Here is a 26,001-nt window from a genome sequence, read left to right as displayed (position 1 = left end):
CGCCTGTACTCCCCGCCCGATCCACCGATGCAGGGTGACTTTCTCCCCAACCTGCCCGCCGCCTGGCGATTACCGTTTTCCGAAAACGTAATCGCCAGGGGCCTGCAGTACGCAGCGGAGAATCGCATCAGGATCGTCCGTGAGGATTCACGGTATGTCGAAGCGACCTGCCGCGGTTCAGCTGGCAGCGTCTATCGTCAGTCGCTGGAGTTATCCCGCGACGGCCGGCTCAGCTGCATCTGCAGCTGTCCGGTTGGCCTCAACTGCAAGCATTGCGTAGCCCTGATAGCGTCCCTCGAAGCGCAAGCCGAGCGCCTGCCCGCCAAGCAGAGCGAGCAGTCCGGTGAGCGCTTCCCTGACCGGCTGGAACAATGGCTATCGCAGCTCCCACAGGCGCTAGGTGACAACCTGCAAACTGGCCAAGGCTGGTGTCTGCACTATCTGCTATGCCCTGACTTCTCCGTGGAGGTCTACAAGGTGCGTCAACACAAAGACGGCACCTGGGGCGAGCGGCAGCCCTACTATGGATTGCGTGAAGCCGGCTTTCGCAAGCCGACCTTCATGCAGCCGCTGGATTTGCGCATTGCCGCACTGGTAACGCTGGGCCGCACATCAGGCAATGGATTCAAGCCCAACGGCGAGAACGGCGGCGAAATCCTGCGCCTGATTCTCGAAAGCGGTCGCGCCTTTCTCAGCTGGGATCAGCCCGCACTGCAGCCCGGCCGGCCCCGGCAGGCACGCTTCAACTGGAACGAGCAAACCGACGGGGGTTTCCAGCCTGGATTGGACATGGCCGAACCCCACGGCGAACTGCTTACAGCTGTGGACCCGCTGTACTACGTCGACAGGGCCCGGAACGAAATGGGCATGGTCGATCACGGTTTGCCTATGCCACTGGCTCGGCACCTTCTCGACGCACCCGCGGTTCCATCCGCCCAGGCCGCCCTGTTCAGCCTGACGCTGCATGAAATCGCCCCGCAGCTGCCGGCCCCCGCCAAGCCTGAAGAACATCAGGTCGATGACCTGCTTCCACTGCCCCACCTGAGCCTCGGCAGCCATCAGTCGGTCAACTACCAGCTCAGCAGCGGACGCATGGTGAGCGAGCACCAGCATCGTGCCGGGCTGACGTTCCTCTACGGCCACACCCAGGTTCACGGCAAAGCCAAGCCTGGCCAACGCGTACGCCAGACCGAAGGGGCTCGCGTGTTGAGCATCGCCCGCCGGCCAGACGCGGAACAGGCGCTGCGTCAGCAGTTGCAGCAACTGGGTTTTCGCCCAGCGCTGCGCCAGAGTCAGGCGTTGCCGAAGGATTCGGCCGAGATGTTCGAGCTGTCGAGCGAGGCGGCCTGGCTGAATTTCACCCAAACCCAACTGACCCCGCTGCGCGAGCAAGGCTGGCAGATCGTCATGCAGCCCGGCTTCGCCTACGATCTGACCTCGATTGATGCCTGGTACGTCGACGTCGAAGAGCCGCCCGAGCACAGCTGGTTCGACCTGGAACTCGGCATCATCGTTGAAGGTGAGCGAATAAGCCTATTGCCGGTCCTGCTCGGGCTGATCCGACGCAATCCGGCCCTGCTCTCTGCGCACGCCCTGGCACAACGCGGCGACGACGAAACCCTGCGGGTGCAGATCGATCGGCGCCGCGAAGAAGATGGCCAACCGCTGCAAGTGCTGCTGCCCTTCGATCGCCTGAAACCCATCTTGGCCACCCTCTCGGAGCTTTATCTTCAAGAGCAACCAAACGGCGAGAACTTACGACTGGAGCGAACCGATGCGGCCCGGCTGGCTGGGCTCGATTCGCTCCCACTGCAATGGCATGGCGGCGAGCATTTGCGGGATTTCGCCCAGCGACTGCGCGATTACCGCAAAGAAGACATCAGCCCACCGCGGGACCTGAATGCAACACTGCGCCCCTATCAGCTGGACGGCCTGCGCTGGATGCAAACGCTACGAGCCCTCGAGGTCGGCGGCATTCTGGGCGACGATATGGGCCTGGGTAAAACGTTGCAGACCCTTGCTCACCTGTTACTGGAGAAGCAAGCGGGCAAGCTGGACCGACCCTCTCTTGTGGTGATGCCCACTACCCTCATCCCCAATTGGCAGGATGAAGCGGCCCGCTTCGCGCCATCGCTGAAAGTGGCGACCCTGCACGGGACGACGCGTCGACAGCTCTACCAGCATCTGACCGACTACGATCTGCTGCTCACCACCTATGCGCTGCTGCCCAGAGACATCGACCTGCTCGCAGACGTCCCGCTGCATGTGCTGGTGCTCGACGAAGCCCAGAACATCAAGAACGCCAGCAGCAAGGCCGCGCAAGCTGCCGGACGTCTGGACGCCCGCCAGCGCCTCTGCCTCACCGGCACGCCGTTGGAAAATCATCTGGGCGAGCTCTGGTCGCTGTTTCATTTCCTCATGCCCGGTTGGCTCGGCGATACCAAGCAATTCACCCGGGATTACCGCACGCCTATCGAGAAACACGGCGACGCCGATCGGCTCGAGCACCTCACCAAGCGAATAAAACCTTTCCTGCTCAGGCGACGCAAGGAACAGGTCGCGCAGGAGTTGCCGCCCAAAAACGAGATCTTGCACTGGGTCGAGCTCAGCCCGGCTCAGCGCGACCTGTACGAAACCGTGCGACTGGCGATGGACAGCAAAGTCCGCGAGGAGATCGACCGCAAAGGCCTGGCGCGCAGTCAGATCGTCATCCTCGATGCCCTGCTCAAGCTGCGTCAGGTGTGCTGCGATCTCCGTCTGGTCAAGGGCGACGTCGCCCGGCCAGTCCGGGGCGGCACCTCTGGCAAACTCGACAGCCTGATGGAGATGCTGACCGAGCTGCTCGCCGAAGGCCGACGAATCCTGCTGTTTTCACAGTTCACCTCGATGCTCTCGCTGATTGAAGAAGAGCTGCAGAGCCGCACCATCGACTATGTACAGATCACCGGCGAAACCAAGGATCGGCGCACTCCCGTCAAGCGGTTCCAGAATGGGGAAGTCCCACTGTTTCTGATCAGCCTCAAGGCTGGCGGCACCGGTCTGAACCTGACGGCTGCCGACACCGTGATCCATTACGATCCCTGGTGGAACCCGGCCGCGGAGAACCAGGCCACCGACCGCGCGCACCGTATCGGCCAGAGCAAACCGGTGTTTGTCTACAAGCTGATCGCTCGCGCTACCGTCGAAGAAAAGATCCAGCAACTGCAGCAACGCAAAGCCGAACTGGCTGCAGGCGTGCTGGATGCCGGTGATCAAGGCGGCTGGCAACTGGAGCCGAGTGATATCGAGGCGCTGTTCGCGCCCCTGCCCTAGGAGGATGGATATGCGCCGACTGGTCGCGCCTACCGATTTTGATCGGGTCTACGACATCTACATGCACGAATCAGTGGTGCCCTTCCTGGGCTTCGATCCGATGACGCGCGAGGCGTTCGGCAAGGTGTTCGACCCGTTGTTCGAGAGTGGCTGTTTCTACGTATACGAAGTCGATGGGGAAGTAATGGGCTTCTACAAGGCGCAGCGGCACGTCGGTCGTGCTGCCCATGTCGCCTACCTTGGAACCTTGGCCGTGGCGCCGGAAGCTCAAGGCCGAGGTATCGCCATGGGAATGATGCAGGACGCCCTTGCGCGGCTGCAGCGAGCGGGCATCACGCGTGTCGAGCTGACAGTCGAAGCGGACAATCCCCGCGCCATCACCTTTTATGAACGTCTGGGCTTCGTTCACGAAGGCACTCAGCGGGCGGCCTACAAACGTGCCAGCGACACCGGCTATGTCGATGAGCTGATGTACGGGTTGCTGCATGACGGCTGATAGGGCCAGGACGCCGGGCGAGCCAAGCCACCCGGCACCTTCACAGCCGATCAGCCTTTCAGCCTTTCAGCTTGACCGTGGTCTGGGCCACCAGCTCGCCCTGGTAACGGGCAATGGTCAGTTCTTTATTGGAAGGTTGACGCGAGCCGTCACCGCCAGCGATGGTCGAGGCACCGTACGGCGTGCCGCCATTCACTTCCGAAATGTCGAAGAACTCGCCGATACCGTAGCCGGTGGGCACGATGATCATTCCGTGGTGCGCCAAAGTGGTCCAGGTCGAGGTAATGGTCATCTCCTGACCGCCGCCGGTGCCGGTCGAAGTAAACACGCTGGCAACCTTGCCGTGCAGCGCGCCCTTGGCCCAGAGCCCACCGGTCTGATCGAGGAAGGTACGCATCTGCCCGGACATGTTGCCGAAGCGAGTCGGCGTACCAAAGATGATCGCGTCGTAATCGGCCAACTCGGCCGGATTGGCGACCGGTGCCTCCTGGTCGACCTTGCCGCCGGCATTCTTGAAAGCCTCTTGCGGCATGGTTTCCGGCACGCGCTTGATGGTCACTTCAGCGCCTTCGACACGACGCGCACCTTCGGCCACTGCATTGGCCATGGTTTCGATGTGGCCATACATTGAGTGATACACCACGAGAATCTTCGCCATTTTCAGTTTCCTCTTCCTGGGTTGTGTTTCGGTTCGAGTAGTGGAAGTCGATACGTTCAGCGAACGTCGACCAGCACGATTTCACTGTCTTCCAACGCCTTGATGCTCAGCTGCTTCTCATCTCGCACTGCCACCCCATCACCTGCCGCCGCGATTCGCTCCCCGACTTCGATACGCCCACTGGCCGCAACCATGTAGACCTTCCGGTCCGCGCCAATCTGGTATTCGGCAACCTGACCGGCAGAAAGTGTCGCCGCAACCAGGCGGGCATCGGCTCGAATGGACAAGGCATCGCCGTCCTCTGCCATCCCGCTGGCCAAAGTGACGAAGCTGCCGGCGCGCTCACCGGCCGGGAAAGGCCGGGTGCCCCAGGCAGGCGGCAAGCCGGACTGATCCGGGTAGATCCAGATCTGGAAAATCTCGGTGGTCTCGTCTTCCAGGTTGTATTCGCTGTGGGTGATGCCGGTGCCGGCGCTCATCACCTGGACGTCGCCGGCCACGGTTCGGCCGCGGTTGCCGAGGCTGTCCTCATGGGTGATCGCGCCTTTGCGCACGTAGGTGATGATTTCCATGTCGCGATGCGGGTGGCTCGGGAAGCCGGAATGCGGTGCGATGCTGTCGTCATTCCAGACCCGCAAGTGTCCCCAGTGCATGCGGGCCGGGTCGTGGTATTCAGCGAAGGAAAAGTGATGACGGGTATCCAACCAACCATGCTGAGCGCTGCCGAGCTCGGCGCGGGGGCGAATGTCGATCATTTGAGAGACCTCTAAACGGTGGCCGCCTCGGCGACAGGCGCGCCGAGTGACGGAATGAGGTGATCTTCTATTGAATCGCCGATTACATGGTTGGATTTTTCTGTACGAACCTATCGCCATGATCGATATATCCGCCGCGCGATGGACGATTTCAGGCGAGAAACGCCAGCACTTCTTCCAATAGCAGCTCGGGCACTTCTTCCGGCAGGTAGTGCCCACCTGGCAGGGCCTTGCCCTGAACGTCTGACGCAACCGCGCGCCATTCCTCAAGCGGATCGAAACAACGCTCGATCACACCCTTGGCACCCCACAGCACCAGCAACGGCGCGGCGATCATTCGCTTGGCGGCACGGTCTTCGCGGTCATGGTCGAGATCAATGCCGGCGCTGGCCCGATAGTCCTCGCAGAACGCATGAACGGTGCCGGGCAGCTTCATGCATCGCAGGTACTCGGCGAACGCGCCCTCGCTGAACGGATGCACATGATCGGCGCGGGTGGCCACGGCGGTGCGCAGGATAAGTTCGGGGTCGGCCTCGAGCAGCGTTTCCGGCAGCGGCGCCGGACGAATCAGGAAGAACCAGTGCCAGTAGGCGCGAGCAAAGGTTTCGTCGGTCTGGCTGTACATCGCCAGGGTCGGCGCGATATCCAGCAGGATAAGCCGCCGCACGGCCTGCGGGTGATCCATGGCCAGCCGATGACTGACCCGCGCCCCGCGGTCGTGGGCGAGCAGGTCGAAGCGCTCGAAGCCCAACGCGCGCATCAGCTCCACCTGGTCGCGCGCCATCTCGCGCTTGCTGTAGGCGATATGATCCTCGCCGCCTTCGGGCTTGCTGCTATCGCCGTAACCGCGCAGGTCAGCCGCCACAACGGTGAAGCGCTGAGCCAGCTGATCGGCCACCTTGTGCCAGATTACGTGCGTCTGCGGGTATCCGTGCAGCAAGAGCAGAGGCGGACCGGAGCCGCCCTTGCGATAGTTGATCCGAACGCCGTTGACCTCACACTCGTTACGCTGGAACTGCTCGAACATGGGACTGCTCCTGAGGGAAGAGCCCTAAGCCTAGGCGTAGCCGGGCCAACCGCAACAGCTGCCGATGCAACAGAAACCCTCAGCCCAGCACCAGCGGCAGGAACAATGCGATCAGAATGCCCAGCAGACTCATCCCCAGCGCCGCGAATGCTCCGCACTCGTCACCTTCCTCCAGCGCCCTCGCCGTGCCGATGGCGTGCGCGTTGATGCCATAGCTCAAGCCTCGTGCCGCCGGATGATCGACGCTGGCCCAACCCAGCAACAGCGGCCCAAGCGCGGTGCCGATGACCCCGGTGAGCATGACGAATACCGCTGCCAAAGACGCCAGACCACCCAGCTGTTCAGCCACCAACATCGCGATCGGCATGGTCGCTGCCTTGGGCGAGAGGCTCATCAGCACCGACAGATCCGCACCCAGCGCGCCAGCGATCGCCAGGGTCAGCGCAACGCCGAGTACACCACCGGACACCAGCGTGATGAGGATCGGCCAGAACAGCTGCTGGATGCGGCGGATATGGCGGTACAGCGGCACGGCCAGCGCCACGGTCGCCGGACCGACCAGCACGGCGATCATCGAGGCGTCGGCGCGATAGCTCGCATAGTCGATGCCACACAGGTAAAGCGTGCCAACCACCAGCAGCATGCCGATCATGACCGGCTGCAACACCAGCCAACCACTGCGTCGGTACAACGCCAGTGCCAGTTGAAAGGCAATCAACGTCAGCGCCACTGAGAACAGCGGATGATCAAGGGTCACCGTCCAAACGCTATGCCAGTCGACGCCGCTCATGCCTGGTCCTCCGTTCGGCGGTCCATGCGTCGGATCAGCCGCTGCATCAGCCAGCCGCAGAACGGCACGGTCACCACCAGCGACAACACCAGCCCGGCGGCAATCGCCGGCAGGTCTGCAAGCAAGGCCTCGCTGCTGGTCATGATTCCCGCCGCCGGCACGATCAACAGCAACGGCAGATACTGCAGCAGCAGCGCGGCGGTCTTTTCCAGCGGCTCGGGAATGCCGCGGCGCAGCAACAGCAGCCCGAACAGCAGCACCATGCCGATGATAGGACCGGGCAGCGCCGGCAGCAGCGAGAGATGGATGACGCTGCCAAGCAGCTGCAGTACGACCAGCCAGGTCAGGCCTTTGAGAATCATTGAGGGTCCTATCAAAACGGTTGAGCGGAACGGGTAATCATGCAGGGAACGGCCGCTGACAGCACGCATCGGCCACACGCGAGCGACTATGACTTGCCTCGCTCGCCTCGAAACAGGTGCAGATGCGCACGGAAAAACCGCATCAGCTGATTGCGCGGACTGTGGCCTAGCGTCGCACGGTGCAGGCACGGTGCAGCGACCACATTACCGAGGTCGTCGCCAAACCCCTACGCTACGAGGGCGCACGCCTTGGATGGCCCGTCGGATGCAGATCCAAACCAGCGCAGCGACCATCTGATGCGTATTTTTCAGCAGTACCTGAGCCTGTTATGCGAAACACCCTGATCAGATCATCGGCGCCGCCTGATATAGCCTGACAGGGGCACCCCAATGACCGAACGCATCCGCGCAACAATCATCGACACCGTTGATCCACGCAAGCCGATACGCCTGACCCCGGCACAGGCGGGCGGGCCGATTCACACCCGCAGTTTTGCCGGCCTGTTCCGCAATCTGCGCCTGGTCGGCGGCGGACTATTGTTTCTGCTCTATTTCGGCACCCAGTGGCTGACCTGGGGCGGACGCCAGGCGGTGCTATGGGATTTGAACAAACAACAGTTCCATATCTTCGGGGCGACATTCTGGCCGCAGGATTTCATCCTATTATCGGCGTTGCTGATCATCGCCGCCTTCGGCTTGTTTTTCATCACTGTGCTCGCGGGTCGAGTCTGGTGCGGCTACGCCTGCCCACAAAGCACCTGGACCTGGGTGTTCATGTGGGCTGAGAAAGTCACCGAGGGTGATCGCAGCCAGCGAATTAAACTGGACGCCGCCCCGCTTTCAATCAGCAAGCTGTTACGACGCGCTGCCAAGCACGCCGTCTGGCTTGCCGTAAGCCTGGCCACGGCGATTGCCTTCGTCGGCTACTTCACCCCGGTCCGTGAACTGGTCATCGATCTGTACAGCCTGCAGCTGGGCGGAACCGCCGCGTTCTGGCTGTTCTTCTTCACCGCCGCGACCTACATCAACGCCGGCTGGCTGCGTGAACAGGTGTGCATGCACATGTGCCCCTATTCGCGCTTCCAGAGTGTGATGTTCGATGCCGACACGCTGGTGGTGTCCTACGATGCCGCCCGGGGTGAACAACGAGGCGCGCGGCGTAAAGACGCCAATCCACAAGCCGAGGGCCTTGGTGACTGCATCGACTGCACGCTGTGCGTGCAGGTCTGCCCCACCGGTATCGACATCCGCGACGGCCTGCAACTCGACTGCCTGAGCTGCGGTGCCTGTATCGACGCCTGCGACAGCGTCATGGACAAGATGGGCTACGCCCGAGGGCTGGTTCGATATACCTCCGAACGTGCGCTTGAAGGCGGCCAGACCAGGCTGCTGCGACCACGCCTGATCGGCTATGCCGGAGCGCTGGTGATTATGATCGGTGCCTTCGTCTGGGCGTTGGAAGCGCGACCGACGTTATCCCTGGATGTAACCAAGGACCGCACCCTCTACCGAGAAAATATCGAGGGCCAGATCGAAAACATGTACAGCTTGAAGGTGATCAATAAAACCCAGCAGCCGCACGACTATCTGATCACCCTGGGCGAAGGCCCCTACGAGCTGCACGGCCCGCACCAGATCAGTCTCGCCGCAGGCGAGATCGTCGATATCCCGGTCAGCGTGGCGCTCGTTGACGACAATGTGAACGCGCACGAGAAGCTGCACTTCTCGGTCACTGACGCGAGCGACCCGACACGCCAGATAACGGCTCCGAGTAGCTTCATTGCACCAAGGGTTCGATAGGATGGTGGCAGTTCGCATGCGCCCGCTCACGCGGCTGACCGATATTGCCCCTTGCTGAAGCTGAAGCAGATGAAGCGCTACGAGAAATTCGCTGACGAAATTGCCGAACTGATCCGCTCCGGCGTGCTGGCGCCGGGCGAAAAGGTGCCGTCCGTGCGCCATGCCAGTCGCACCTACGGCGTTAGTCCCTCCACCGTGTTCCAGGCGTACTACCTGCTGGAGGATCGCGGATTGATTCAGGCCCGGCCGCGCTCGGGCTATTTTGTTCGCGAGCACGCCAGACGCCTGCTTCCCGAGCCTGAGATCAGCCCACGACTGAGCGAAACCACCGATGTCGACGTTAGCGAACTGGTGTTCTCGGTGCTCGCCTCGCTGCGTGATCCGGACACCGTTCCGTTCGGTTCCGCCTTCCCCAGTCCCGACCTGTTTCCCCTGCAACGCCTGGCACGCTCCATGGCGCAGACCGTGCGCGAGATGCCGGGGCGTGAAGTGATCGCCGAGATGACCACCGGTCACCCTGACCTGCGCCGACAAATCGCGCTGCGCTATATGGTCAGCGGAGTCATGCTGCCGTTGGACGAACTGGTAATCACCACCGGCGCGATGGAAGCGTTGAATCTCTGTTTACAGGTGGTCACCCAGCCGGGGGATCTGGTCGCCATCGAAGCGCCCGCGTTCTACGCCACCTTGCAGGTGCTGGAGCGGCTCAAACTTAAAGCTGTGGAAATCCCGGTGCATCCGCGTGACGGAATCGACCTGGGCACCCTGGAAAGCCGCCTGGGCAGCCTGCCAATCAAGGCCTGCTGGTTCATGAGCAGCCTGCAGAATCCGCTCGGTGCGAGCATGTGCGAGGCAAACAAAGAGAAACTCTATGCGCTGCTGCAGCGCCATCAGGTCCCGCTGATCGAAGACGACGTCTACGCCGAGCTGTACTTCAACCAGGAGCCGCCGAAACCGGTCAAGAGCCACGACCATGACGGATGGGTAATGCATTGCGGGTCTTTTTCCAAAAGCCTGGCGCCGGGTTACCGGATCGGCTGGGTGGCAGGCGGGCGCTATGCCGAACAGATCAGCCGCCTCAAGCTGATGACGACGATTTCTCCCTCGGTGCCGGCCCAAGCGGCTATCGCTGATTATCTGCAACATGGCGGCTACGACCGCCATTTACGTAAGCTGCGTCATGCACTGGAACGTCAGCAGGGCGAAATGCTTGCCTCCGCCGCGCGTCACTTCCCTGCCAGCACCCGGGTAACGCGGCCCAGCGGCGGCTACTTCCTCTGGTTCGAATTCCCCGAGCGGGTCGATTCGCTGCAATTGTTGCAACTGGCGCTCGCGCAGGGCATCAGCCTCGCTCCGGGCCCAATCTTTTCAGCCACCCGGCGCTTTCGCAATTGCGCACGCCTGAACTACGGCCATCCTTGGGACAAGCGCAGCGAGAACGCGATGGAGCTGCTCGGGCGGATCGTGAAGTCGTTCTAGCGCCCGGCTTGATAGCGGCGCTGCATGACGCGAGCGCCCCTGTTCCCTAACCGGGAACTAGACCTCAATCGTGCCCTGTAAATACAGCACCGCATGCCCGGCGACAAAAACCCGCTCGCCTTCGACCCGGCAGTGCAGCAAACCGCTGCGGCGCGAGGCCTGCAGCGCCAGCAACTGCGTCTTGCCCAGCCGCTGGCTCCAGTACGGGGTGAGCCCTGCATGGATGGAGCCAGTGACCGGATCTTCATCACCGCCATTGGCCGGCCAGAAATAGCGCGAGACGAAATCCTGCTGGCGACCCGGCGCAGTCGCCACGACATCCAGGGGCGCCAATGATTTGAGTAGTGAGAGATCGGGAGCCAGCTGGCGCACCTGATCTTCATCTTCATACACGGCGAACCAGGCCTGGCGGTTTTTCAGGACTGTCTGCGGCAAAGACCCAAGGCCGCTGAACAGCTCGACCGGCGGGTTTTCGACGGGCTCCGGAGCACGGTTGGGGAAGCTCATCTCCAACAAGCCATCATCCAACCGAGCGACGCTGATATCGCCTACCGCAGCCGCACGGAAGACCAGCGGAGCCGTCGCCAGCTTCTGCCCCAACAGAACGAAAGCACTGGCCAAGGTGGCGTGCCCGCAGAAATCGATTTCGGTGATCGGCGAGAACCAACGAATGTGAAATGCCCCATCAGGCTCACGCACCAGAAAGGCGGTTTCGGACAGGTTGTTTTCCACGGCAATGGCCTGCATCTGCGCGTCGCTCAGCCAATGCTGAAGCGGCACGACCGCCGCGGAGTTGCCTTTGAACAGCTCATGGGTAAATGCATCGACCTGATAGATCGGCAGTTTCATCGTCGCCCCTCAATCCCATGCAAGGCCCCCGATTGGGCCCGCGAAAAGGATGAGTGTCGCCGAGCGCGGAGTCTTCGGCAAAGGCAACTGCGAGAAGGGATCAGAGCGGTCAGGTATCCCCGACCGCTCGACCCGCTATCGTCAGGACTTCTTGGTGCTCGCCGTCAGCGTTGGCTCCAGCGGCGCACCAACCGGCTGGCATTGCGTCTGCGCGCCGGGTTGCAGGTACGGTTGCAGGATCGGCGCCATGCCTTTGAGCACCTGCACCGGCAGCGCCGAGGTAAAGCGGAAGCTGTCCGCGCCGCGCCCCGGAACATAGGCGGTCAGCGTGCCGAAGTGGTTCGGCCCGAGGTAGAACACGAAGGTTGCGGTGCGATTCAGCGCCAGCGAGCTGATCAGCCGGCCGCCGGCCCCAACGGTCTGGATCCGGTTGTCACCCGTTCCGGTCTTGCCGCCAACACGCAGGGCTTCACCGTCAGCCTGCACAAAGCTGCCACGCAGGCGCCGCGCCGTGCCGCCCTCGACCACAGTTGCAAGCGCTTCGCGCAAAGCCGTCGCAACCTCACTCGGCAGCACCCGCACACCCACATCCGGCTGGATGCCGAGGCGAGTCTCGTACGGCGTGTCACTGGCGAAATGCAGGCTGTCGATGCGCACGCTCGGCAGCCGCACGCCGTCGTTGACGATGATGCCCATCAACTCGGCCAGCGCCGCCGGACGATCACCTGAACTGCCCAGCGCGGTGGCCAGCGACGGCACCAGATGGTCGAACGGATAGCCCAGACGCTGCCAACGGCGATGGATATCAGTGAACGCCTCAACTTCTAGGATGATGCGGATGCGGCTGTCCCGTGCGCTCTTGTGGCGACTGCGGAACAGCCAGCCATACACTTCCTGGCGCTCGGCGCTACTGGCCGCGATCACTTCGGTAATACCCGCCTCGGGATGCTTGATCAGATAACCCAGCAGCCATAAATCCAGCGGGTGGACCCGGGCTATGTAGCCTTGATCCGGCAAGCTGTACGACCCCGGCGCATAGCGCTCGTACAGCGAGTCGAGCGCCTTGTCGGTGAGGTCCGCAGTCGGCAGACGGGCCTTGAGGAATCGCTCGAACGCTGCTCGATCTGCCTCGGGCATCAGATAACGATGCACCGCAGCCAGCCTCGATGGTGTTGGCCGCATGCCGTCCAGCAGTGCTTCGATGCGTTCGTCTGCACTCTTGACGCGGTACTTGCGCCAGAAGCGCTGGAGAAACACCGAGCCCTCACGGTCGGCAAAGCGCTGCAGGTATTCCCGCCGCTCGGGATTGTCGTCAGTTCTGAGCAACTCGGCGCCGTTGGAAGTCTGATAGGTGCTGTAGCTCACCAGATCACGCATCAACCGAACAAAAGGCAGGTTGATCGACTCCTGTAGGGCTTCACGCATGGTCGGCAGGCGGCCATCGTCCTGATGACGGAAGTTGCCGAACCGGTGCATGCCGGCGCCCGTGAAGAAGCGCTCGGTCGGGCTGGCCGAGTAGCGCCGTTCCAGCGCGGCATCAAGCATCGCCGGCAAATTGCGATCCTCATGCTGAATAAGATACGCCAGGGCCCAGCGGGTCAGCGGATCCAGCGCCTCGGCCTTGCGCAAGGTGGCGACATCGCTCGTCGCGTAGCGCTCGTGCAGCTCGGCAACAACCTCGAGATAGGTCGTCAGTACCCGCAGCTTCGCGGTCGAGCCCAGCTCCAGCTTGCTGCCCTCGTTGATATCGAACGGCTGGTTGGTGTTATCGGTCTGCACCCGCACGCGAAAGCCCTGCTCGCCGCGCTCGAACAGTGTGAAGCTGTAGCGCACGTCGCCGGTACGCTCAGGTGACAACATGCGCTCGCCGAACAAACCAGCCTCGCCCGCGAACGCCGGATCGGCCAGTCGATGCAGGTAGTTGCTGATCTGCCCCTGCAGTTCACCGTGCAGCGGCGTGGTCGCGGCCAGATCGAGACGATCGAGTTCATACAACGAAACACCCAGCAGGTTGCTGAGGCGCATCCGAGCCGCCGTGATGCCTTTGCTGGAAGGCACCTCTCGGATACCCGGCTCGAGGCGCAGGTCCCGGAACACAACCTTCTGCTGCAAGGCGGCATTACGCAGCCGTGTATTGATGACGCCGCCGTTGGCCAACAGGCGGATATGACTGTCGGTGAGTTCCGCCATGGCGTCGCGCCCTGCCCCGAGGTAATACGACGGGCGCCGCTGAGCGATCAGCAGCGAGAGCACCTGACGCAGCGCCAACCCCTGCGTTTCATAGCTGACGCCCGCGTTACGGCGAGCATCGAGTACCCGGTTGACCTCGGCAAAATCGGCGCCGTACCAGAGGCGCAAACCGTCGGCGATGCCGTGCACCTCGCCGTGACCGTAGGCGGCCGAGAGCGGCACGCTGTTGAGGTAGTCACGCACGATGCGCTGCCGGGTGACCATGGTCTGCTGGCCTTCGCGGTAGGTACGGACGCTGGCCGAAATCATCTGCCGAATCTTTTCCTCAGCGTTGCCCGTGCGCCCTTCTGGCGAATGACGGTATTTCTCCACCTGCGTTGCCAAGGTACTGCCGCCAGCCGCCTGGACCGGCAGGCCGAGCTTCTTCTCGACCTGGCTGACCGCCGCCATGGTGAAACGTGGCCAATCCACCGCGGGGTTGGCTCGTGGGCGGCCGGCGTCGGGCAGCCCGCGATCCTCGATGAACAGCAGGCTCATCGCGATGACCGGCGGTACGTCGTCGAAGGTCTCGTAGTATTGGTGCGGATAACTGTTGGCATACAGGGGCTCGCCTCGACAATCGTCGATGGTCAGTCCTGCCTGGGATTTTTCCGGATAGGGTACGAAGAAGCCACGGTTGACGTAGCGCAGCAACGCGGGCGAAAAACTCACCTGCTGCTGCACACTGAACCCCCGTTGGGTCAGCCGTTCCAGGAACGTCGGCAAGGCCGCATAGCCCAGACGGCGGTCGAATGGTCCTGCCTCGGGAAACTTGATACTGCGGCTCGCACCGGGCTCGAGCTGGTAGTCCAGATTCTCGGCGTAACGGTTAAGCCACAGCGCCTGCAGTTTCGAGGTGTGCATCTCATGCCAGGCGGCATAACCGCCCCCGGCAAGCAATGAAACGCCCAGGAACACACCCATGCGGCGCGCCAGACGGCTGCCGTGCGTACGTGTTCGCCCAGGCTCGTTAGCAGATGGCGCGCGCTTGCTGCCCTCTGCCCGAGATGTGTCGTTTCGCCATACTGCGCCCATCGTTTCCGGCCTGGCTTCTGATAGAAAAATACAGGCTTAAGCTTAGCTGTCGACGCATCGCTCGACGTGCTCGAACAGACGAACGGAAGGGCTCAAAACGGCGGTCTGCGAACGAATTTCAGGGCTAATTCAATGGCGCAATCACTCGACCCAACGGGGATAGAAACCGAGGCGAGCCTGCAGCCGGACATCCTGCAATCGGTAGACCTCGGCGGGCAGCGCCTCCGCGCGGTTTTTGGCGCTACTGCCCCCCTCCGCACGAACAAATGCCGACCGCCATGAAGGGCTGGTCAACAGCCTCAGGACACCGTGTGCGATGGGTTTCACCGGCTCCAACCGTTCGTCGCCAACCGATCGGACGCGCCCTGAATATGTAAAAAGACGGCACTCGAAGCGAAGCGGCGGCTACCGACTGACCCCCGCCTTTAACGCTGAGGCGGTTCCTTTACCCGGAACCAGGCGGCGTAAAGCGCTGGCAAAAACAGCAATGTCAGCGCAGTCGCGACGATTAACCCGCCCATGATCGCCACCGCCATCGGTCCGAAGAACACACTGCGTGACAGCGGTATCATCGCCAACACCGACGCCAGCGCTGTCAGCACGATGGGCCGGAAGCGCCGCACCGTGGCATCGATGATGGCATTGAAACGATCCTGCCCCGCGCCAATGTCCTGCTCGATCTGATCCACCAAAATCACCGAGTTGCGCATGATCATGCCGGACAGCGCGATAGTGCCGAGCATCGCTACGAAACCGAACGGCTTGCCGAACAGCAATAGGAACAGTGCTACGCCAATCAGCCCCAGCGGTGCGGTCAGGAACACCATCGCCGAACGTGAGAAGCTTTTCAGCTGCAGCATCAGCAGGCTCACCACAACAATGATGAACAGCGGCATTCCGGCATTCACCGAGGCCTGGCCGCGACTGGAGTCCTCGACGGTACCGCCGACTTCCAGCAGGTAACCGCTGGGCAGCGCCTCGCGTACCTCACTCAGGGTCGGCTCGATCTGTTGCACCAGCGAGGCCGGCTGCTGATCGCCATAGATGTCGGCACGCACCGTTACCGTCGGCATCCGATTGCGATGCCAGATCACACCCTCTTCGAAGCCGTATTCCAGGGTTGCGACCTGCGACAAAGGCACACTGCGGCCGCTGGCTGTGGGAATCGCCAGGCTGGGCAACATGGACAGGGTTTCGCGTTCGCGTGCAGTGCCACGAATCAGGATCTCGATCAGCTCGTTATCTTCCCGGAACTGGCTCGCCGTGGTGCCGGTAAAGGTGCGCTTGAGGAAGTTCGACAGTTCAACCGTACTGACGCCCAGCGCACGGGCACGATCCTGATCCACGTTCAGCCAGACCACCTTGCTCGGCTCCTGCCAGTCGAGATGGACGTTAGCCACATAGGGGTTCTCGCGCACCTTGGCCGCGACCTGACGTGCCAGCTTGCGCACCACATCGATATGCTCACCAGTGACCCGGAACTGCACCGGATAGCCCACGGGCGGACCGTTTTCCAGACGACTGACGCGGCCGCGCAAGGTCGGGAAATCTTCCCGCAATCGCTCGATCAGCCAGCTACGTAAGGCCTCACGCTGCTCGATACTGTCAGCCAATACCACGATCTGAGCGAAGCTGGTGGCCGGCAGCTGCTGATCCAGCGGCAGGTAAAAACGCGGCGACCCGCTACCGACATAGGCCACGTAATTGTCGATGCCGGCGCGGTCCTTGAGCATCTCCTCAAGGCGATGGACCTCGGCTTCGGTAGCCTTGAGCGAGGCACCTTCAGCGAGCTTCAGATCGACCATCAGCTCCAGACGACCGGAGGCGGGAAAGAACTGTTGCGGCACGATACGAAACAATCCGATCGCGCCGACGAACGCCAACAAGGTCAGGATGATGACCGTCTTGCGCCGCTGCACACACCAATGGATCACGCGCCGCACGCGCTGGTAAAACGGCGTCGAATACGGGTCGTGTCCCTGTTCGCTGCCGCCATGCTTTTGCGCATGACGCTTGGCCAGATCGGGCAGCAGTTTCTCCCCCAATAACGGCACGAACACTACGGCGGCGATCCAGGAGGCGATCAGGGCGATGGTCACTACCTGAAAGATCGAACGGGTGTATTCGCCCGTGCTGGACTGCGCGGTGGCAATCGGTAGAAAGCCCGCGGCGGTGATCAGCGTACCGGTGAGCATCGGAAAGGCCGTACTGGTCCAGGCATAACTCGCGGCCTTGAGTCGGTCGAAGCCCTGCTCCATTTTGATCGCCATCATTTCCACGGCGATGATCGCGTCGTCCACCATGAGTCCCAACGCCAGCACCAGCGCACCCAGGGAAATCTTGTGCAAACCGATGTCCAGGTAATGCATGGCCGCGAAAGTCATAGCCAATACGAGTGGGATCGACAGCGCGACCACCAGCCCCGTACGGACACCCAGCGAGAAGAAGCTCACCAGCAGCACAATCACCAGCGCCTCGATCAGTACCTGGACGAACTCGCCCACACCTGTCTTCACGGCCGCAGGCTGGTCTGAGACCTTGCGCAACTGCATGCCCGCTGGCAATTCCTGCTGCAATCGTGCGAACGCCTCTTGCAGCGCCTCGCCGAGCACGAGGATGTCGCCTCCGGGTTTCATCGACACCGCCAGGCCGATCGCCGGTTCGCCCATGTAGCGCATGCGTGGCGCGGGCGGATCGTTGAAACCGCGATAGACCTCGGCGACATCACCGATGCGGAAGGTGCTGCCGGCGACCCGGATGGGGAAGTCGCGAATTTCCTTGACCGTCTCGAAGCTACCGGTGACGCGTAGCTGAACACGGTCACTGGGTGTCTCGACGAATCCCGCCGACATGACGGTGTTCTGCGCTTCGAGCGCCTGTTTGACTGCCTCCAGCGGCACGCCGAGATTGGCCAGCTTAACGTTGGAAAGCTCAATCCAAATCTTCTCGTCCTGTAGACCGATCAGCTCGACCTTGCCGACGTTTGCGACACGCTGCAGCTGTAACTGGATGCGATCGGCGTAATCCTTGAGCACGGCGTAATCGAAGCCTTGGCCAGTCAGCGCATAGATGTTGCCGAACGTGGTGCCGAATTCATCATTGAAGAATGGGCCCTGCACACCGGCGGGCAAGGCGTGGCGGATGTCGCCGATCTTCTTGCGGATCTGATACCAGAGGTCAGGGATCTGCTCGGAGTGCATCGAATCGCGCGCCATGAACGTGACGTTGGATTCGCCCGGCCGTGAAAAGGACACGATGCGCTCGTACTCTCCCGTTTCCATCAGCTTCTTTTCGATGCGCTCGGTGACCTGCTGCGAGACTTCTTCGGCGGTCGCGCCGGGCCACTGGGTCTGAATTACCATCGCCTTGAAGGTAAAGGGCGGGTCCTCGCTCTGACCGAGCTTGCTGTAAGAGAGCGCCCCGACCACGGCCATCAACAGCATAAGATAGACAACGATCTGCCGGTTACCCAGCGCCCAGGCGGAAAGATTGAAGCGCATCGTGATTACTCCTGCGCTGCCAGCACGACCGGACGGTTATCACGATCGACCGCCCTCACCGCCTGGTTCTCGTGGAGCATCTGCACACCCGCCAACACAATCCAATCGTCGGCATGCAAGCCTTTGAGAATCGGCACCGAGGATTCACCGAAGGCCCCCGTTTGTACGACGACGCGCTCAAGAGTGGCGTCCTCCCTGACTCGCCAGACGTAAGCGTTGCCCTGCTCGGCCGTGACCGCCGAAAGCGGCACAGCCAAGGGCACCTCGCCATTGCTGCGGATCGAAACCAGCGCGCTCTGGCCAAGTTCGGCAGGCACCTCGGCATCATCGAAGGCAACGCGCGCTGAGTAGGTCCGGGACTGGGCGTCGGCAGCTGGCGATAGCTCGCGGATGTGGCCGGCATACGTCTTGCCCGGCTGCGACCAGATTTCCACCGACACCGGTTGGCCGACCGAGTAGCGTTCCAGTGCCTGTTCCGGCAGGTTAATGGCCACCTCGCGTTCGCCATCGGCTGCCAGGACAAACGCCGTCTGACCAGCGCCAACCACTTGCCCCACCTCAACCCGACGCTGAGCAACCACGCCTTCGTGCGTCGCTCGCAGGATGGCGTAGCCGACTTGGTTGTTGGCCACGTCGAATTCCGCACGGGCTTGTTGCAGCCGTGCCTGTGCGGAGCGATAGGCGTTTTCAGAAGAGTCGAATTGCGAGCGACTGACCAGTTGGCGATCCATCAAGGTCTTGTAGCGCTCATGCTCGGCACGGGCGACCCGCAAGTTGGCTTCCGCCGCCGCCACCTGAGCACGCATACCCTCGAGTTGCAGTCGCACATCCTGCGGATCGAGCTTGGCCAATGGTTGGTCCTTGCTCACCCGCTCGCCGGCTTCGACCATCCGCTCCGTGACCTTGCCTGCAATGCGAAACGCCAGTTCGGGTTCGTAGCGCGCATGCACCTCGCCCGGATAGCTTTCAAAGGCCTCACTGGCAGGCTGTGGCTGAACCACCATCACCGGCCGCGTCGAGAGTTGCTCAGGCTCGCCATTGCCGCAACCGGCAAGCAAAACGAAACCAAAAACACCGAGGAAGGGCAAGGCATGTCGGAACACGTCGAATCTCTCTCTGTCGCGAGGCGGGTTCTAATACTTATACTGCGCGGTATAGTAAAAATACCGAACTCACCAGTCTAGTATTAAAAACGCCCATGACCGAAAGCTCACCCGTACCGTCTGGCCCAGGCCGTCCGAAGGACCCCGCCAAGCGCGAAGCGATCCTGGCGGCTGCCCAAACTCTGTTCCTCGGCAATGGCTATGAAGGCAGCAGCATGGACGCCATCGCCGCCGAAGCCGGCGTATCGAAGCTCACGCTGTACAGTCATTTCAAAGACAAGGAGGCGCTGTTCGGCGCTGCGGTAAAGGCAACCTGCGAGACGCGTCTGCCGCGCCGGCTGTTCGTGCTGGAGCATGGCCGTGAGTTCCGTTCGGTCCTGCTGGACATTGCCCAGGCTTTTCACGAGCTGGTCATCAGCCCCGAATCCATCGGCCTGCACCGACTGATGGTGGCAATGGCGGCGCAGAACCCGACGCTGTCGCGGATGTTCTTCGATGCAGGCCCACAGAAGCTGTTGCTCGATCTGGAGCAGCTGCTCGACCAGGCACACCGGTGCCAGTTGCTGGATGTGCCCGAGCCGATGCGCGCAGCGGAACATTTCTGTTCGTTGATTAAAGGCGCCGCTCATTTTCGTCTGCTGATCGGCTATGCCGAGCGACCGGACGCCGAAGATGGGAAGCGCCATGTCGAGGATTGCGTCGCTCTGTTCATGCGCGCCTATGCCGGCGAGACCGACACGGTCGATCGAACGGGCAGCTAAGGGATCGCACAGCGGCAATCAACCCGAATCACCAAAAGCCGGCCGCATCGTGCGGCCGGCATCCTCAAGTCAGTCGTGGCTCAACGCACCGATGCGGTGGATCGACAGGTCGGCACCGTTGAATTCTTCTTCCTGGCTCAGACGAATGCCAACAGTGGACCTGAGCACGCCGTAGACCAGGAAGCCGCCCCCGAGCGCAACCAGTACACCCAGGCCCGTGCCTATCACTTGACTGATAAGGCTGATGCCGCCCAGTCCCCCGAGGGCATGCTGACCAAAGATCCCGCAAGCCAGCCCGCCCCAAACGCCGCAGAGGCCATGCAATGGCCAGACGCCGAGCACATCGTCGATCTTCCATTTGGCCTGGGCCGCGGTGAATGCCCAGACGAACAAGGCGCCCGCTACCACACCCGTAGCCAAAGCACCGATGGGATGCATCAGGTCTGAGCCTGCGCAGACCGCTACCAGCCCAGCCAACGGCCCGTTGTGCAGAAAGCCTGGGTCGTTGCGGCCAACCGCCCATGCGGCCGCCGTTCCGCCAACCATGGCCATCAGCGAGTTGATCGCCACCAGCCCGCTGACGCCCTCAAGCGTCTGGGCACTCATCACGTTGAAGCCGAACCAGCCCACGATGAGGATCCATGATCCCAGTGCCAGGAAAGGTATGTTCGATGGGGCGAAGGCCACCAGACGGCCATCGCGGTATCGACCGTTGCGTCGACCGAGCAGAATCACCGCGCCGAAAGCGAGCCAACCTCCCATACCGTGCACCACTACCGAGCCGGCGAAATCATGGAACGGGGCACCAAACTGCGCTTCCAGCCAAGCCTGAACGCCGAAATTGCCGTTCCACATCATGCCTTCGAAGAACGGGTAGACGAACGCAACGATCAGCAAGGTAGCGCACAGCTGCGGCCCGAATTTGGCGCGCTCGGCAATGCCGCCGGAAATGATCGCCGGTATCGCTGCAGCGAACGTCAGCAAGAAGAAGAACTTGACCAGTGAATAGCCGTTTTCGGCAATAAGCTGATCCGCAGGCCGCAGAAAGGTCACACCGTATGCGACCCAATAGCCGATAAAGAAATACGCCAATGTCGAGACGGCAAAGTCGGCGATGATTTTTGACAGGGCATTGACCTGGTTTTTCAGGCGTACGGTCCCGACCTCGAGAAAGGCAAAACCGGCATGCATCGCCAGGACCATCACAGCGCCCATCAGGATGAACAGGGTATTGGCACCGTGAATCAGGACTTCTACTGCACTGCTTGGGTTATCCATCTACTACGTCCTATGGAAAGCGCACCAAAACAGCAATCCACACCAATCAAGCGCACCAACTTGCGTCACGATTGGTTGAAGGCTTGCCATCAACTGTTGCGGCGGACTTTCGAGATTGACGTCTCTCGAAAACCGAAGCGTTATTTTTCAGACACTTACGGTTAATCCCGCCTGATTTCGCAGTCGATCGTTGCGCCATTTCGGGGCTACGCTCGATCCGCACGCACCAGACAAATGCAAGCGCTATACCAACGAAACGGCAGCGCGAGCAATTTTGGCGCGTCGGAGGTGAGCTCAAGGCGAAGCGGACGATGATGCCTGCCAGAACAGCAGGCATAGACGGACGTTATAAAGCGGAGAGCGTGCGGTATTCGTCCTGTGCCAGCTGGTCGGTCATTCCGCTGACAAAGTCCTGCAACATCCGGCAGCGGTAGTAGAACTCCCACAATGGCTGCTCTTCACTGCCTTCAGGGTGCGCTTTCAGCGACCCGTGGTAGGCCTTGATCAGTTGGCTGGGCAGTCGGCGGGCAAGCATCTGCAAGTGCGGCTCGCTGCGACAACGGCCTTCCGTCAATGCCTGGAAGGTCTCCGGTGCGACAGCCAGCAGTGGCGAATAGGCGTCGAGCAGCCCTTGCAGAATCCGGTAGCCCTGCAGTTGCAAGGTTTCGACCTCTCGGTGACAGAACACCCGATCCATCGCGACATCCTTGAAGGTCTGCACGATGGCGTTGGCAAGACTTGCGTCCTCCAACAGTGCACGATCGAGCGTGCCGTCGTAAACCGCCTCGATATGCTCGATGAACTGCTGGGCGGCGTGCTGCACCAGCGGGTGTACCAGATTCACACGCAGCCAGATGAAAAATTCGCCCACCTTGTTGATCGGTTCCTTTGCAGCACGCGCTTGGGCGTACTCGACCATGCTGCGAAAACTGCGGCCGGTGTTCGCGACCGGCTCGTCGGGCGAGCCGTGTTCGGTGAATTTGGCGATTAGCAGCAGTGATAGCTGTTCGATGGTGAAGATCCCCTTCTCCACCGAGTCTTCAATATCTGCCAGGCAATAGGCGATGTCATCGGCTGCCTCCATGATGTACGCAACTGGGTGCCGCGTGCCTGGCTGCAACCCCAACGCAGCCTGCAGCTCAGCGACGAAAGGTTCCTCTGACAGGTAAAAGCCTGGCTTCTTCAGCAGATAGGCACCAGGTGTCCCCTTGGCCGGCTTAGGCGCGTAAGCGGCTCGCACGTATTTGAGCAGGCCCGCCGTCTGTGTGTAAGTCAGATTGAGCCGCAGCAGGCTGACCACCAACCGAATCGCTTGTGCATTGCCTTCGAACTGTTCGAGATCGATCAGCATGCGGCTGCGCAATCCGTTGTTGCCCTGCTCGTCCGGCACCGCCGCGTCGAACAGCTTTTCCAGGTGCCGCTTAAACCACTCACCAATGGCGAACTCGCCAAAGTGCCCGAACGGTGGATTGCCGATGTCGTGCATCAGACACGTCATTTCCACCAGGCTTTCCAATGCGCCTTCCAGCTCATCCAGGCCGTAATGCGCCGCTCGCTCACCAAGCTGCTTGTACAAGGTGCGCACGATGAAACGGCCCGTCTGCTGGACCTCAAGGGAATGCGTCAAACGACTGCGCACCGCCGCATTGCGCTCCAGCGGAAAAACTTGAGTCTTCTGCTGCAGCCGGCGCACCGCTGCGGAATTGATGATACGGCCGCGATCGCTTTCAAACTGATCAATGATCAGCGACAGCTCACCCTCTGAGGCTTTGAGACCCGATTCGACGCGTCCATAAGGTCGCTGGCGGGAAATCTTGTCCTTGAAGTTGACGGACCGCGGCATGATTCGAACTCGATTGACGACAGAACCGCGAGCCTAGCGCGGCTCGGAGGCTTTACCAAGCAATCGGGCGACAACGGGGCTCGTCGTTTAGAATCGCCCGCTCAGCTAAAGGAGCAGACATGAGCCGGTCGGAGTTTCATCAGCAACATGCCGAGCGGGCAACAGCCGAAGCGCGACGGCTATTGGAACACCGAGAGATAGTGGGTCCGCGCTGGCTGGCCTGGGTCGCCACCGAGCTGTATCAGCTGAAGCCGCCGGAGTTTGCCGCCATGGTGCGCCGAGAGCTGGCCCGACTCAACGAAGCTTGAAAAGCCCTTGCCCTTGTTCATCCAATCAGAGCACCGTCATGCAATGGCCGGTTGAAGGCCCCTTCCAACGCGACCTACTGCTGCGGCTGCCGGGCACCGAGAAGCTTTCGGGCATAGACAAGCAACGCGCCACGAATGACGTCTGGCTCGATCTCAACGGGCTGCAAGGTGACCGTGTCGCCGATCACCGTTTCCATGGCGGGCCGGATCGCAGCCTTTGCCATTACCCGGCCGATCACTACCGGCATTGGTGCAAGCTTTACCCCCACTTGCAAGCGATCGGCCCAGCCGCGTTTGGCGAGAATCTTTCAACGTTGGGCCTGGATGAACGTCAGGTCTGCATCGGGGACCGCTTTCGCTGGGGTGACGCCCTGATCGAAGTCAGCCAGCCCCGCTCGCCTTGCAGCAACCTGGACCGACGACATGACGCCCGAAGCCTAGCCCGGCAACTGGCCAAAAGCGGCAGAACCGGATGGCTGTACCGAACCCTGGAAGCTGGCGCTGTTCGCCCTGGCGCTGATCTGCATTTGATCGACAGGCCGTGCCCGACCGCCAGCGTCTTGCGCGTCTGGCGCGGATTCATGAACGGGGACATCAGCGATACCGAACTCGCCTGGCTGGCCGGTCTGTCGCCGCTTGCAAGCGAATACCGCACGCGCTTTCGTCAACGCCTGGACAGTCGACGCAGGCAACAGGATCAGGGTGCGTTGTTCTGATGACGGCAAGCGGCGTCGTGCCGCTGTTCAGACGCAACGCTGACCGCGACAATGCCTTCCATCGAGCGACCTCAAAAGTAAGGTCGCCAAGCACATCAAACGCCTGCCCTGCGTGTAAACCACCCGAATCGATACCGAGGTTTACATGAGCATCACATCCGCCGACATCTGCCAGGCCGCCGACTGCCTGCAAGGTTTTGTGGGTTTCAACGGCAAAAGCGGCAAGCACATCGTCCGGTTCAGCGAAGACTCGTTCGGCATGGATGTCGCCGATACCAGCATCACACCGGCGAGCGAATTCGTCTGGCAGACCGTCGACAACGAGTTGATGATCCTCAAGCGCGAGCTGATCCAGTTGCTGCTGGACCAGAACATCAATGATCGGTTGGCTGTCACAGAGCCGTTACTGGCGTATATGCGCAGGCGGGATCTGCCCGAGATCCAGGCGCAACGTGTCAGGCAATGATGCACAGCCACTAACGAGCGAAAACGGAGTCAAGTCATCAGACAACCGCCTCAAGTATTGGCAGATCGGGCCGATGTCATTGTACGACCCATCGTCATCGGCACTGCCAGCCTGAGGAACAACAATGAAAAATCTCAAAGTCAGCTACAAGCTGGCGCTGGGCTTCGCTGCGGTATTGCTGCTCACCATCTGCGTTGCCGCTATCGGCGTGCTCAGCATGGACGCCCTGATTTCACGAAGCGATAAAGCGCAAACCGCTGAAAACCTGCTCAACGAGGCCAATCAGATACGCTATGCGCAGGTGCGCTTCGAAGAGCGTGGCGACCAGAAGTACGTCGCTCAGGTCACCGACTCGGTGGCTAAAATCGCTCAGCTTGTAGAGCAGAAAAAGGCCAGCTTTTCGGAGCCGCAGGACCGCGAGTATCTGCAAGCCATCGTCAACCAGGCTCGGGACTACCAGGCAGCATTTGAGAACCTCGTCGCGCTGCATGCACTGAAAAAGCAGACGCGTGCCAACTGGGTCGATGCTGGCAACACCACCGACAAGCTGATTGCCAATCTGGAACAACGCTGGAACGGCGTCCAGGGGAACCCGGTCCTGCACCCGACCAGCGACATCGCCAACATTGCCCTAATGACCACCGAGCTTTCCAAGCAGAACCGCCTGCTGCGCTTCACCGTGCGCGGTTATCTGATGGAAGAATCCGAAGCCGCCCTGCAGACCCTGAGCCAGCAATTCGAGGCGTTGAACGCGGCCATTTCACCGCTGGAAGAAGAGCTGATCGGCCCTCAAGCCGAAAGCCTGAAAACGCTCAAGGCCAGCGCTACCGAGTACGTCGATCTGGTAAAGAAGCTGCCGCCCATCGTAGCCAGCCAACAACAGGCGCGTCAGGACATGGAGGCCATTTTTGCCAAGCTCTACGACCAGGCCCGCAGCATCATCTCCAGCCAGACGGAGAAAAGCGCCAATGATGCCCAGACGAAGAAGATTCAGGTCATCGGCATCACCTTGGCGGCGGTTGTCCTGGGCGTCCTGATCGGCTGGCTGATCGTCCGTCAGATTACGCAGCCACTCAACCAGGCAGTGCAGATCGCCGAGCGCATCGGCGCTGGCGACATGACCGGTCAGGCTCCGGAGCCGCGCCATGACGAGTTCGGCCAATTGCTTCAGGCACTGAGCAAGACGCGCGGTAACCTGCAAACGCTGATCGGGCATATCGGCGGCATCACCACG

The 26,001-nt window shown here is 61.4% G+C and carries 19 protein-coding genes and 1 pseudogene; 9 read left to right on the top strand and 11 right to left on the bottom strand.

Features of this window, described 5'->3' with window-relative positions:
• Nucleotides 1-27 precede the first annotated feature (27 nt).
• A complete protein-coding gene (locus ACIGHL_RS04490; protein ID WP_241509021.1) occupies nt 28-3,312 on the top strand; it encodes a DEAD/DEAH box helicase in 3,285 nt (1,094 codons plus the stop codon).
• 10 nt (nt 3,313-3,322) lie between these two features.
• Nucleotides 3,323-3,808 (top strand): GNAT family N-acetyltransferase, encoded by a 486-nt coding sequence (locus tag ACIGHL_RS04485; RefSeq protein ID WP_128119435.1) that lies wholly within the window; start codon nt 3,323-3,325, stop codon nt 3,806-3,808.
• A gap of 58 nt (nt 3,809-3,866) precedes the next feature.
• On the opposite strand, the gene wrbA is transcribed toward ACIGHL_RS04485, so the two are convergent.
• From wrbA to ACIGHL_RS04460, 5 genes are all read right to left on the bottom strand, one after another.
• Nucleotides 3,867-4,466, bottom strand: coding sequence for an NAD(P)H:quinone oxidoreductase (gene wrbA, locus ACIGHL_RS04480; RefSeq protein ID WP_128119436.1), 600 nt, complete (start codon nt 4,464-4,466; stop codon nt 3,867-3,869).
• Nucleotides 4,467-4,522: 56 nt separating this feature from the next.
• Nucleotides 4,523-5,221 carry a pirin family protein gene (locus ACIGHL_RS04475; RefSeq protein ID WP_216706884.1) on the bottom strand — a complete coding sequence of 233 codons (699 nt, stop codon included), beginning with the start codon at nt 5,219-5,221 and terminating at the stop codon, nt 4,523-4,525.
• A 151-nt stretch (nt 5,222-5,372) separates the two neighbouring features.
• Nucleotides 5,373-6,248 carry an alpha/beta fold hydrolase gene (locus tag ACIGHL_RS04470; protein ID WP_128119437.1) on the bottom strand — a complete coding sequence of 292 codons (876 nt, stop codon included), beginning with the start codon at nt 6,246-6,248 and terminating at the stop codon, nt 5,373-5,375.
• Between the two features lie 79 nt (nt 6,249-6,327).
• The gene (locus tag ACIGHL_RS04465; protein ID WP_128119438.1) at nt 6,328-7,038 is read right to left on the bottom strand and encodes an LrgB family protein; all 711 of its coding nucleotides are present in this window, start codon (nt 7,036-7,038) and stop codon (nt 6,328-6,330) included.
• Complete coding sequence (locus tag ACIGHL_RS04460; RefSeq protein ID WP_045428905.1) at nt 7,035-7,400, bottom strand: CidA/LrgA family protein; 366 nt, start codon at nt 7,398-7,400, stop codon at nt 7,035-7,037. Before ACIGHL_RS04460 ends, ACIGHL_RS04465 begins: the two co-directional genes overlap by 4 nt.
• 390 nt (nt 7,401-7,790) lie before the next feature.
• On the opposite strand from ACIGHL_RS04460, the gene ccoG reads away from it, so the two are divergent.
• On the top strand, nt 7,791-9,200 hold the full coding sequence (ccoG, locus tag ACIGHL_RS04455) for a cytochrome c oxidase accessory protein CcoG (protein ID WP_128119439.1): 1,410 nt from the start codon (nt 7,791-7,793) through the stop codon (nt 9,198-9,200).
• Between the two features lie 69 nt (nt 9,201-9,269).
• Complete coding sequence (gene mapR, locus ACIGHL_RS04450; RefSeq protein WP_128119576.1) at nt 9,270-10,679, top strand: GntR family transcriptional regulator MpaR; 1,410 nt, start codon at nt 9,270-9,272, stop codon at nt 10,677-10,679.
• Between the two features lie 57 nt (nt 10,680-10,736).
• Here the strand turns inward: mapR and ACIGHL_RS04445 are convergent, their stop codons facing one another.
• From ACIGHL_RS04445 to ACIGHL_RS04430, 4 genes are all read right to left on the bottom strand, one after another.
• On the bottom strand, nt 10,737-11,516 hold the full coding sequence (locus tag ACIGHL_RS04445) for a PhzF family phenazine biosynthesis protein (RefSeq protein WP_128119577.1): 780 nt from the start codon (nt 11,514-11,516) through the stop codon (nt 10,737-10,739).
• 153 nt (nt 11,517-11,669) lie between these two features.
• Nucleotides 11,670-14,792 carry a transglycosylase domain-containing protein gene (locus ACIGHL_RS04440; protein ID WP_128119440.1) on the bottom strand — a complete coding sequence of 1,041 codons (3,123 nt, stop codon included), beginning with the start codon at nt 14,790-14,792 and terminating at the stop codon, nt 11,670-11,672.
• A gap of 425 nt (nt 14,793-15,217) precedes the next feature.
• On the bottom strand, nt 15,218-18,292 hold the full coding sequence (locus ACIGHL_RS04435) for an efflux RND transporter permease subunit (RefSeq protein WP_128119441.1): 3,075 nt from the start codon (nt 18,290-18,292) through the stop codon (nt 15,218-15,220).
• Nucleotides 18,293-18,297: 5 nt separating this feature from the next.
• The gene (locus tag ACIGHL_RS04430) at nt 18,298-19,395 is read right to left on the bottom strand and encodes an efflux RND transporter periplasmic adaptor subunit (RefSeq protein ID WP_128119442.1); all 1,098 of its coding nucleotides are present in this window, start codon (nt 19,393-19,395) and stop codon (nt 18,298-18,300) included.
• Between the two features lie 95 nt (nt 19,396-19,490).
• On the opposite strand from ACIGHL_RS04430, the gene ACIGHL_RS04425 reads away from it, so the two are divergent.
• Complete coding sequence (locus ACIGHL_RS04425) at nt 19,491-20,156, top strand: TetR/AcrR family transcriptional regulator (protein ID WP_128119443.1); 666 nt, start codon at nt 19,491-19,493, stop codon at nt 20,154-20,156.
• A 69-nt stretch (nt 20,157-20,225) separates the two neighbouring features.
• Here ACIGHL_RS04425 and ACIGHL_RS04420 read toward each other — a convergent pair whose 3' ends face one another.
• Both ACIGHL_RS04420 and dgt read right to left on the bottom strand, forming a co-directional pair.
• Nucleotides 20,226-21,434, bottom strand: coding sequence for an ammonium transporter (locus ACIGHL_RS04420; RefSeq protein ID WP_128119444.1), 1,209 nt, complete (start codon nt 21,432-21,434; stop codon nt 20,226-20,228).
• A 346-nt stretch (nt 21,435-21,780) separates the two neighbouring features.
• The gene (gene dgt, locus ACIGHL_RS04415) at nt 21,781-23,277 is read right to left on the bottom strand and encodes a dGTPase (protein WP_128119445.1); all 1,497 of its coding nucleotides are present in this window, start codon (nt 23,275-23,277) and stop codon (nt 21,781-21,783) included.
• 119 nt (nt 23,278-23,396) lie between these two features.
• On the opposite strand from dgt, the gene ACIGHL_RS04410 reads away from it, so the two are divergent.
• The 4 genes and pseudogenes from ACIGHL_RS04410 to ACIGHL_RS04395 form a co-directional block, all read left to right on the top strand.
• Nucleotides 23,397-23,585: a hypothetical protein gene (locus ACIGHL_RS04410; RefSeq protein WP_128119446.1), complete on the top strand. Its 189-nt coding sequence runs from the start codon at nt 23,397-23,399 to the stop codon at nt 23,583-23,585.
• Nucleotides 23,586-23,623: 38 nt separating this feature from the next.
• Nucleotides 23,624-24,301 carry an MOSC domain-containing protein gene (locus tag ACIGHL_RS04405; RefSeq protein WP_128119447.1) on the top strand — a complete coding sequence of 226 codons (678 nt, stop codon included), beginning with the start codon at nt 23,624-23,626 and terminating at the stop codon, nt 24,299-24,301.
• A gap of 145 nt (nt 24,302-24,446) precedes the next feature.
• On the top strand, nt 24,447-24,767 hold the full coding sequence (locus tag ACIGHL_RS04400; RefSeq protein ID WP_128119448.1) for a DUF2025 family protein: 321 nt from the start codon (nt 24,447-24,449) through the stop codon (nt 24,765-24,767).
• Between the two features lie 124 nt (nt 24,768-24,891).
• A pseudogene (locus tag ACIGHL_RS04395) lies at nt 24,892-25,956 on the top strand (methyl-accepting chemotaxis protein); the annotation flags it as partial.
• Nucleotides 25,957-26,001 lie beyond the last annotated feature (45 nt).

The sequence above is a fragment of the Pseudomonas sp. NPDC077451 genome (genome assembly GCF_044543345.1).
GTDB lineage: Bacteria > Pseudomonadota > Gammaproteobacteria > Pseudomonadales > Pseudomonadaceae > Stutzerimonas.
Note: the sequence above shows the minus strand (reverse complement) of the source record. Positions and strands in the feature narration are given on the sequence as shown.

Excerpts from the sequence above, each read along its gene's own strand:
- ACIGHL_RS04490 (WP_241509021.1), top strand. The coding sequence starts at position 28 with ATGCAGGGTGACTTTCTCCCCAACCTGCCCGCCGCCTGGCGATTACCG.
- ACIGHL_RS04485 (WP_128119435.1), top strand. The coding sequence starts at position 3,323 with ATGCGCCGACTGGTCGCGCCTACCGATTTTGATCGGGTCTACGACATC.
- wrbA (WP_128119436.1), bottom strand. The coding sequence starts at position 4,466 with ATGGCGAAGATTCTCGTGGTGTATCACTCAATGTATGGCCACATCGAA.
- ACIGHL_RS04475 (WP_216706884.1), bottom strand. The coding sequence starts at position 5,221 with ATGATCGACATTCGCCCCCGCGCCGAGCTCGGCAGCGCTCAGCATGGT.
- ACIGHL_RS04470 (WP_128119437.1), bottom strand. The coding sequence starts at position 6,248 with ATGTTCGAGCAGTTCCAGCGTAACGAGTGTGAGGTCAACGGCGTTCGG.
- ACIGHL_RS04465 (WP_128119438.1), bottom strand. The coding sequence starts at position 7,038 with ATGAGCGGCGTCGACTGGCATAGCGTTTGGACGGTGACCCTTGATCAT.
- ACIGHL_RS04460 (WP_045428905.1), bottom strand. The coding sequence starts at position 7,400 with ATGATTCTCAAAGGCCTGACCTGGCTGGTCGTACTGCAGCTGCTTGGC.
- ccoG (WP_128119439.1), top strand. The coding sequence starts at position 7,791 with ATGACCGAACGCATCCGCGCAACAATCATCGACACCGTTGATCCACGC.
- mapR (WP_128119576.1), top strand. The coding sequence starts at position 9,270 with ATGAAGCGCTACGAGAAATTCGCTGACGAAATTGCCGAACTGATCCGC.
- ACIGHL_RS04440 (WP_128119440.1), bottom strand. The coding sequence starts at position 14,792 with ATGGGCGCAGTATGGCGAAACGACACATCTCGGGCAGAGGGCAGCAAG.
- ACIGHL_RS04435 (WP_128119441.1), bottom strand. The coding sequence starts at position 18,292 with ATGCGCTTCAATCTTTCCGCCTGGGCGCTGGGTAACCGGCAGATCGTT.
- ACIGHL_RS04425 (WP_128119443.1), top strand. The coding sequence starts at position 19,491 with ATGACCGAAAGCTCACCCGTACCGTCTGGCCCAGGCCGTCCGAAGGAC.
- ACIGHL_RS04420 (WP_128119444.1), bottom strand. The coding sequence starts at position 21,434 with ATGGATAACCCAAGCAGTGCAGTAGAAGTCCTGATTCACGGTGCCAAT.
- dgt (WP_128119445.1), bottom strand. The coding sequence starts at position 23,277 with ATGCCGCGGTCCGTCAACTTCAAGGACAAGATTTCCCGCCAGCGACCT.
- ACIGHL_RS04410 (WP_128119446.1), top strand. The coding sequence starts at position 23,397 with ATGAGCCGGTCGGAGTTTCATCAGCAACATGCCGAGCGGGCAACAGCC.
- ACIGHL_RS04405 (WP_128119447.1), top strand. The coding sequence starts at position 23,624 with ATGCAATGGCCGGTTGAAGGCCCCTTCCAACGCGACCTACTGCTGCGG.
- ACIGHL_RS04400 (WP_128119448.1), top strand. The coding sequence starts at position 24,447 with ATGAGCATCACATCCGCCGACATCTGCCAGGCCGCCGACTGCCTGCAA.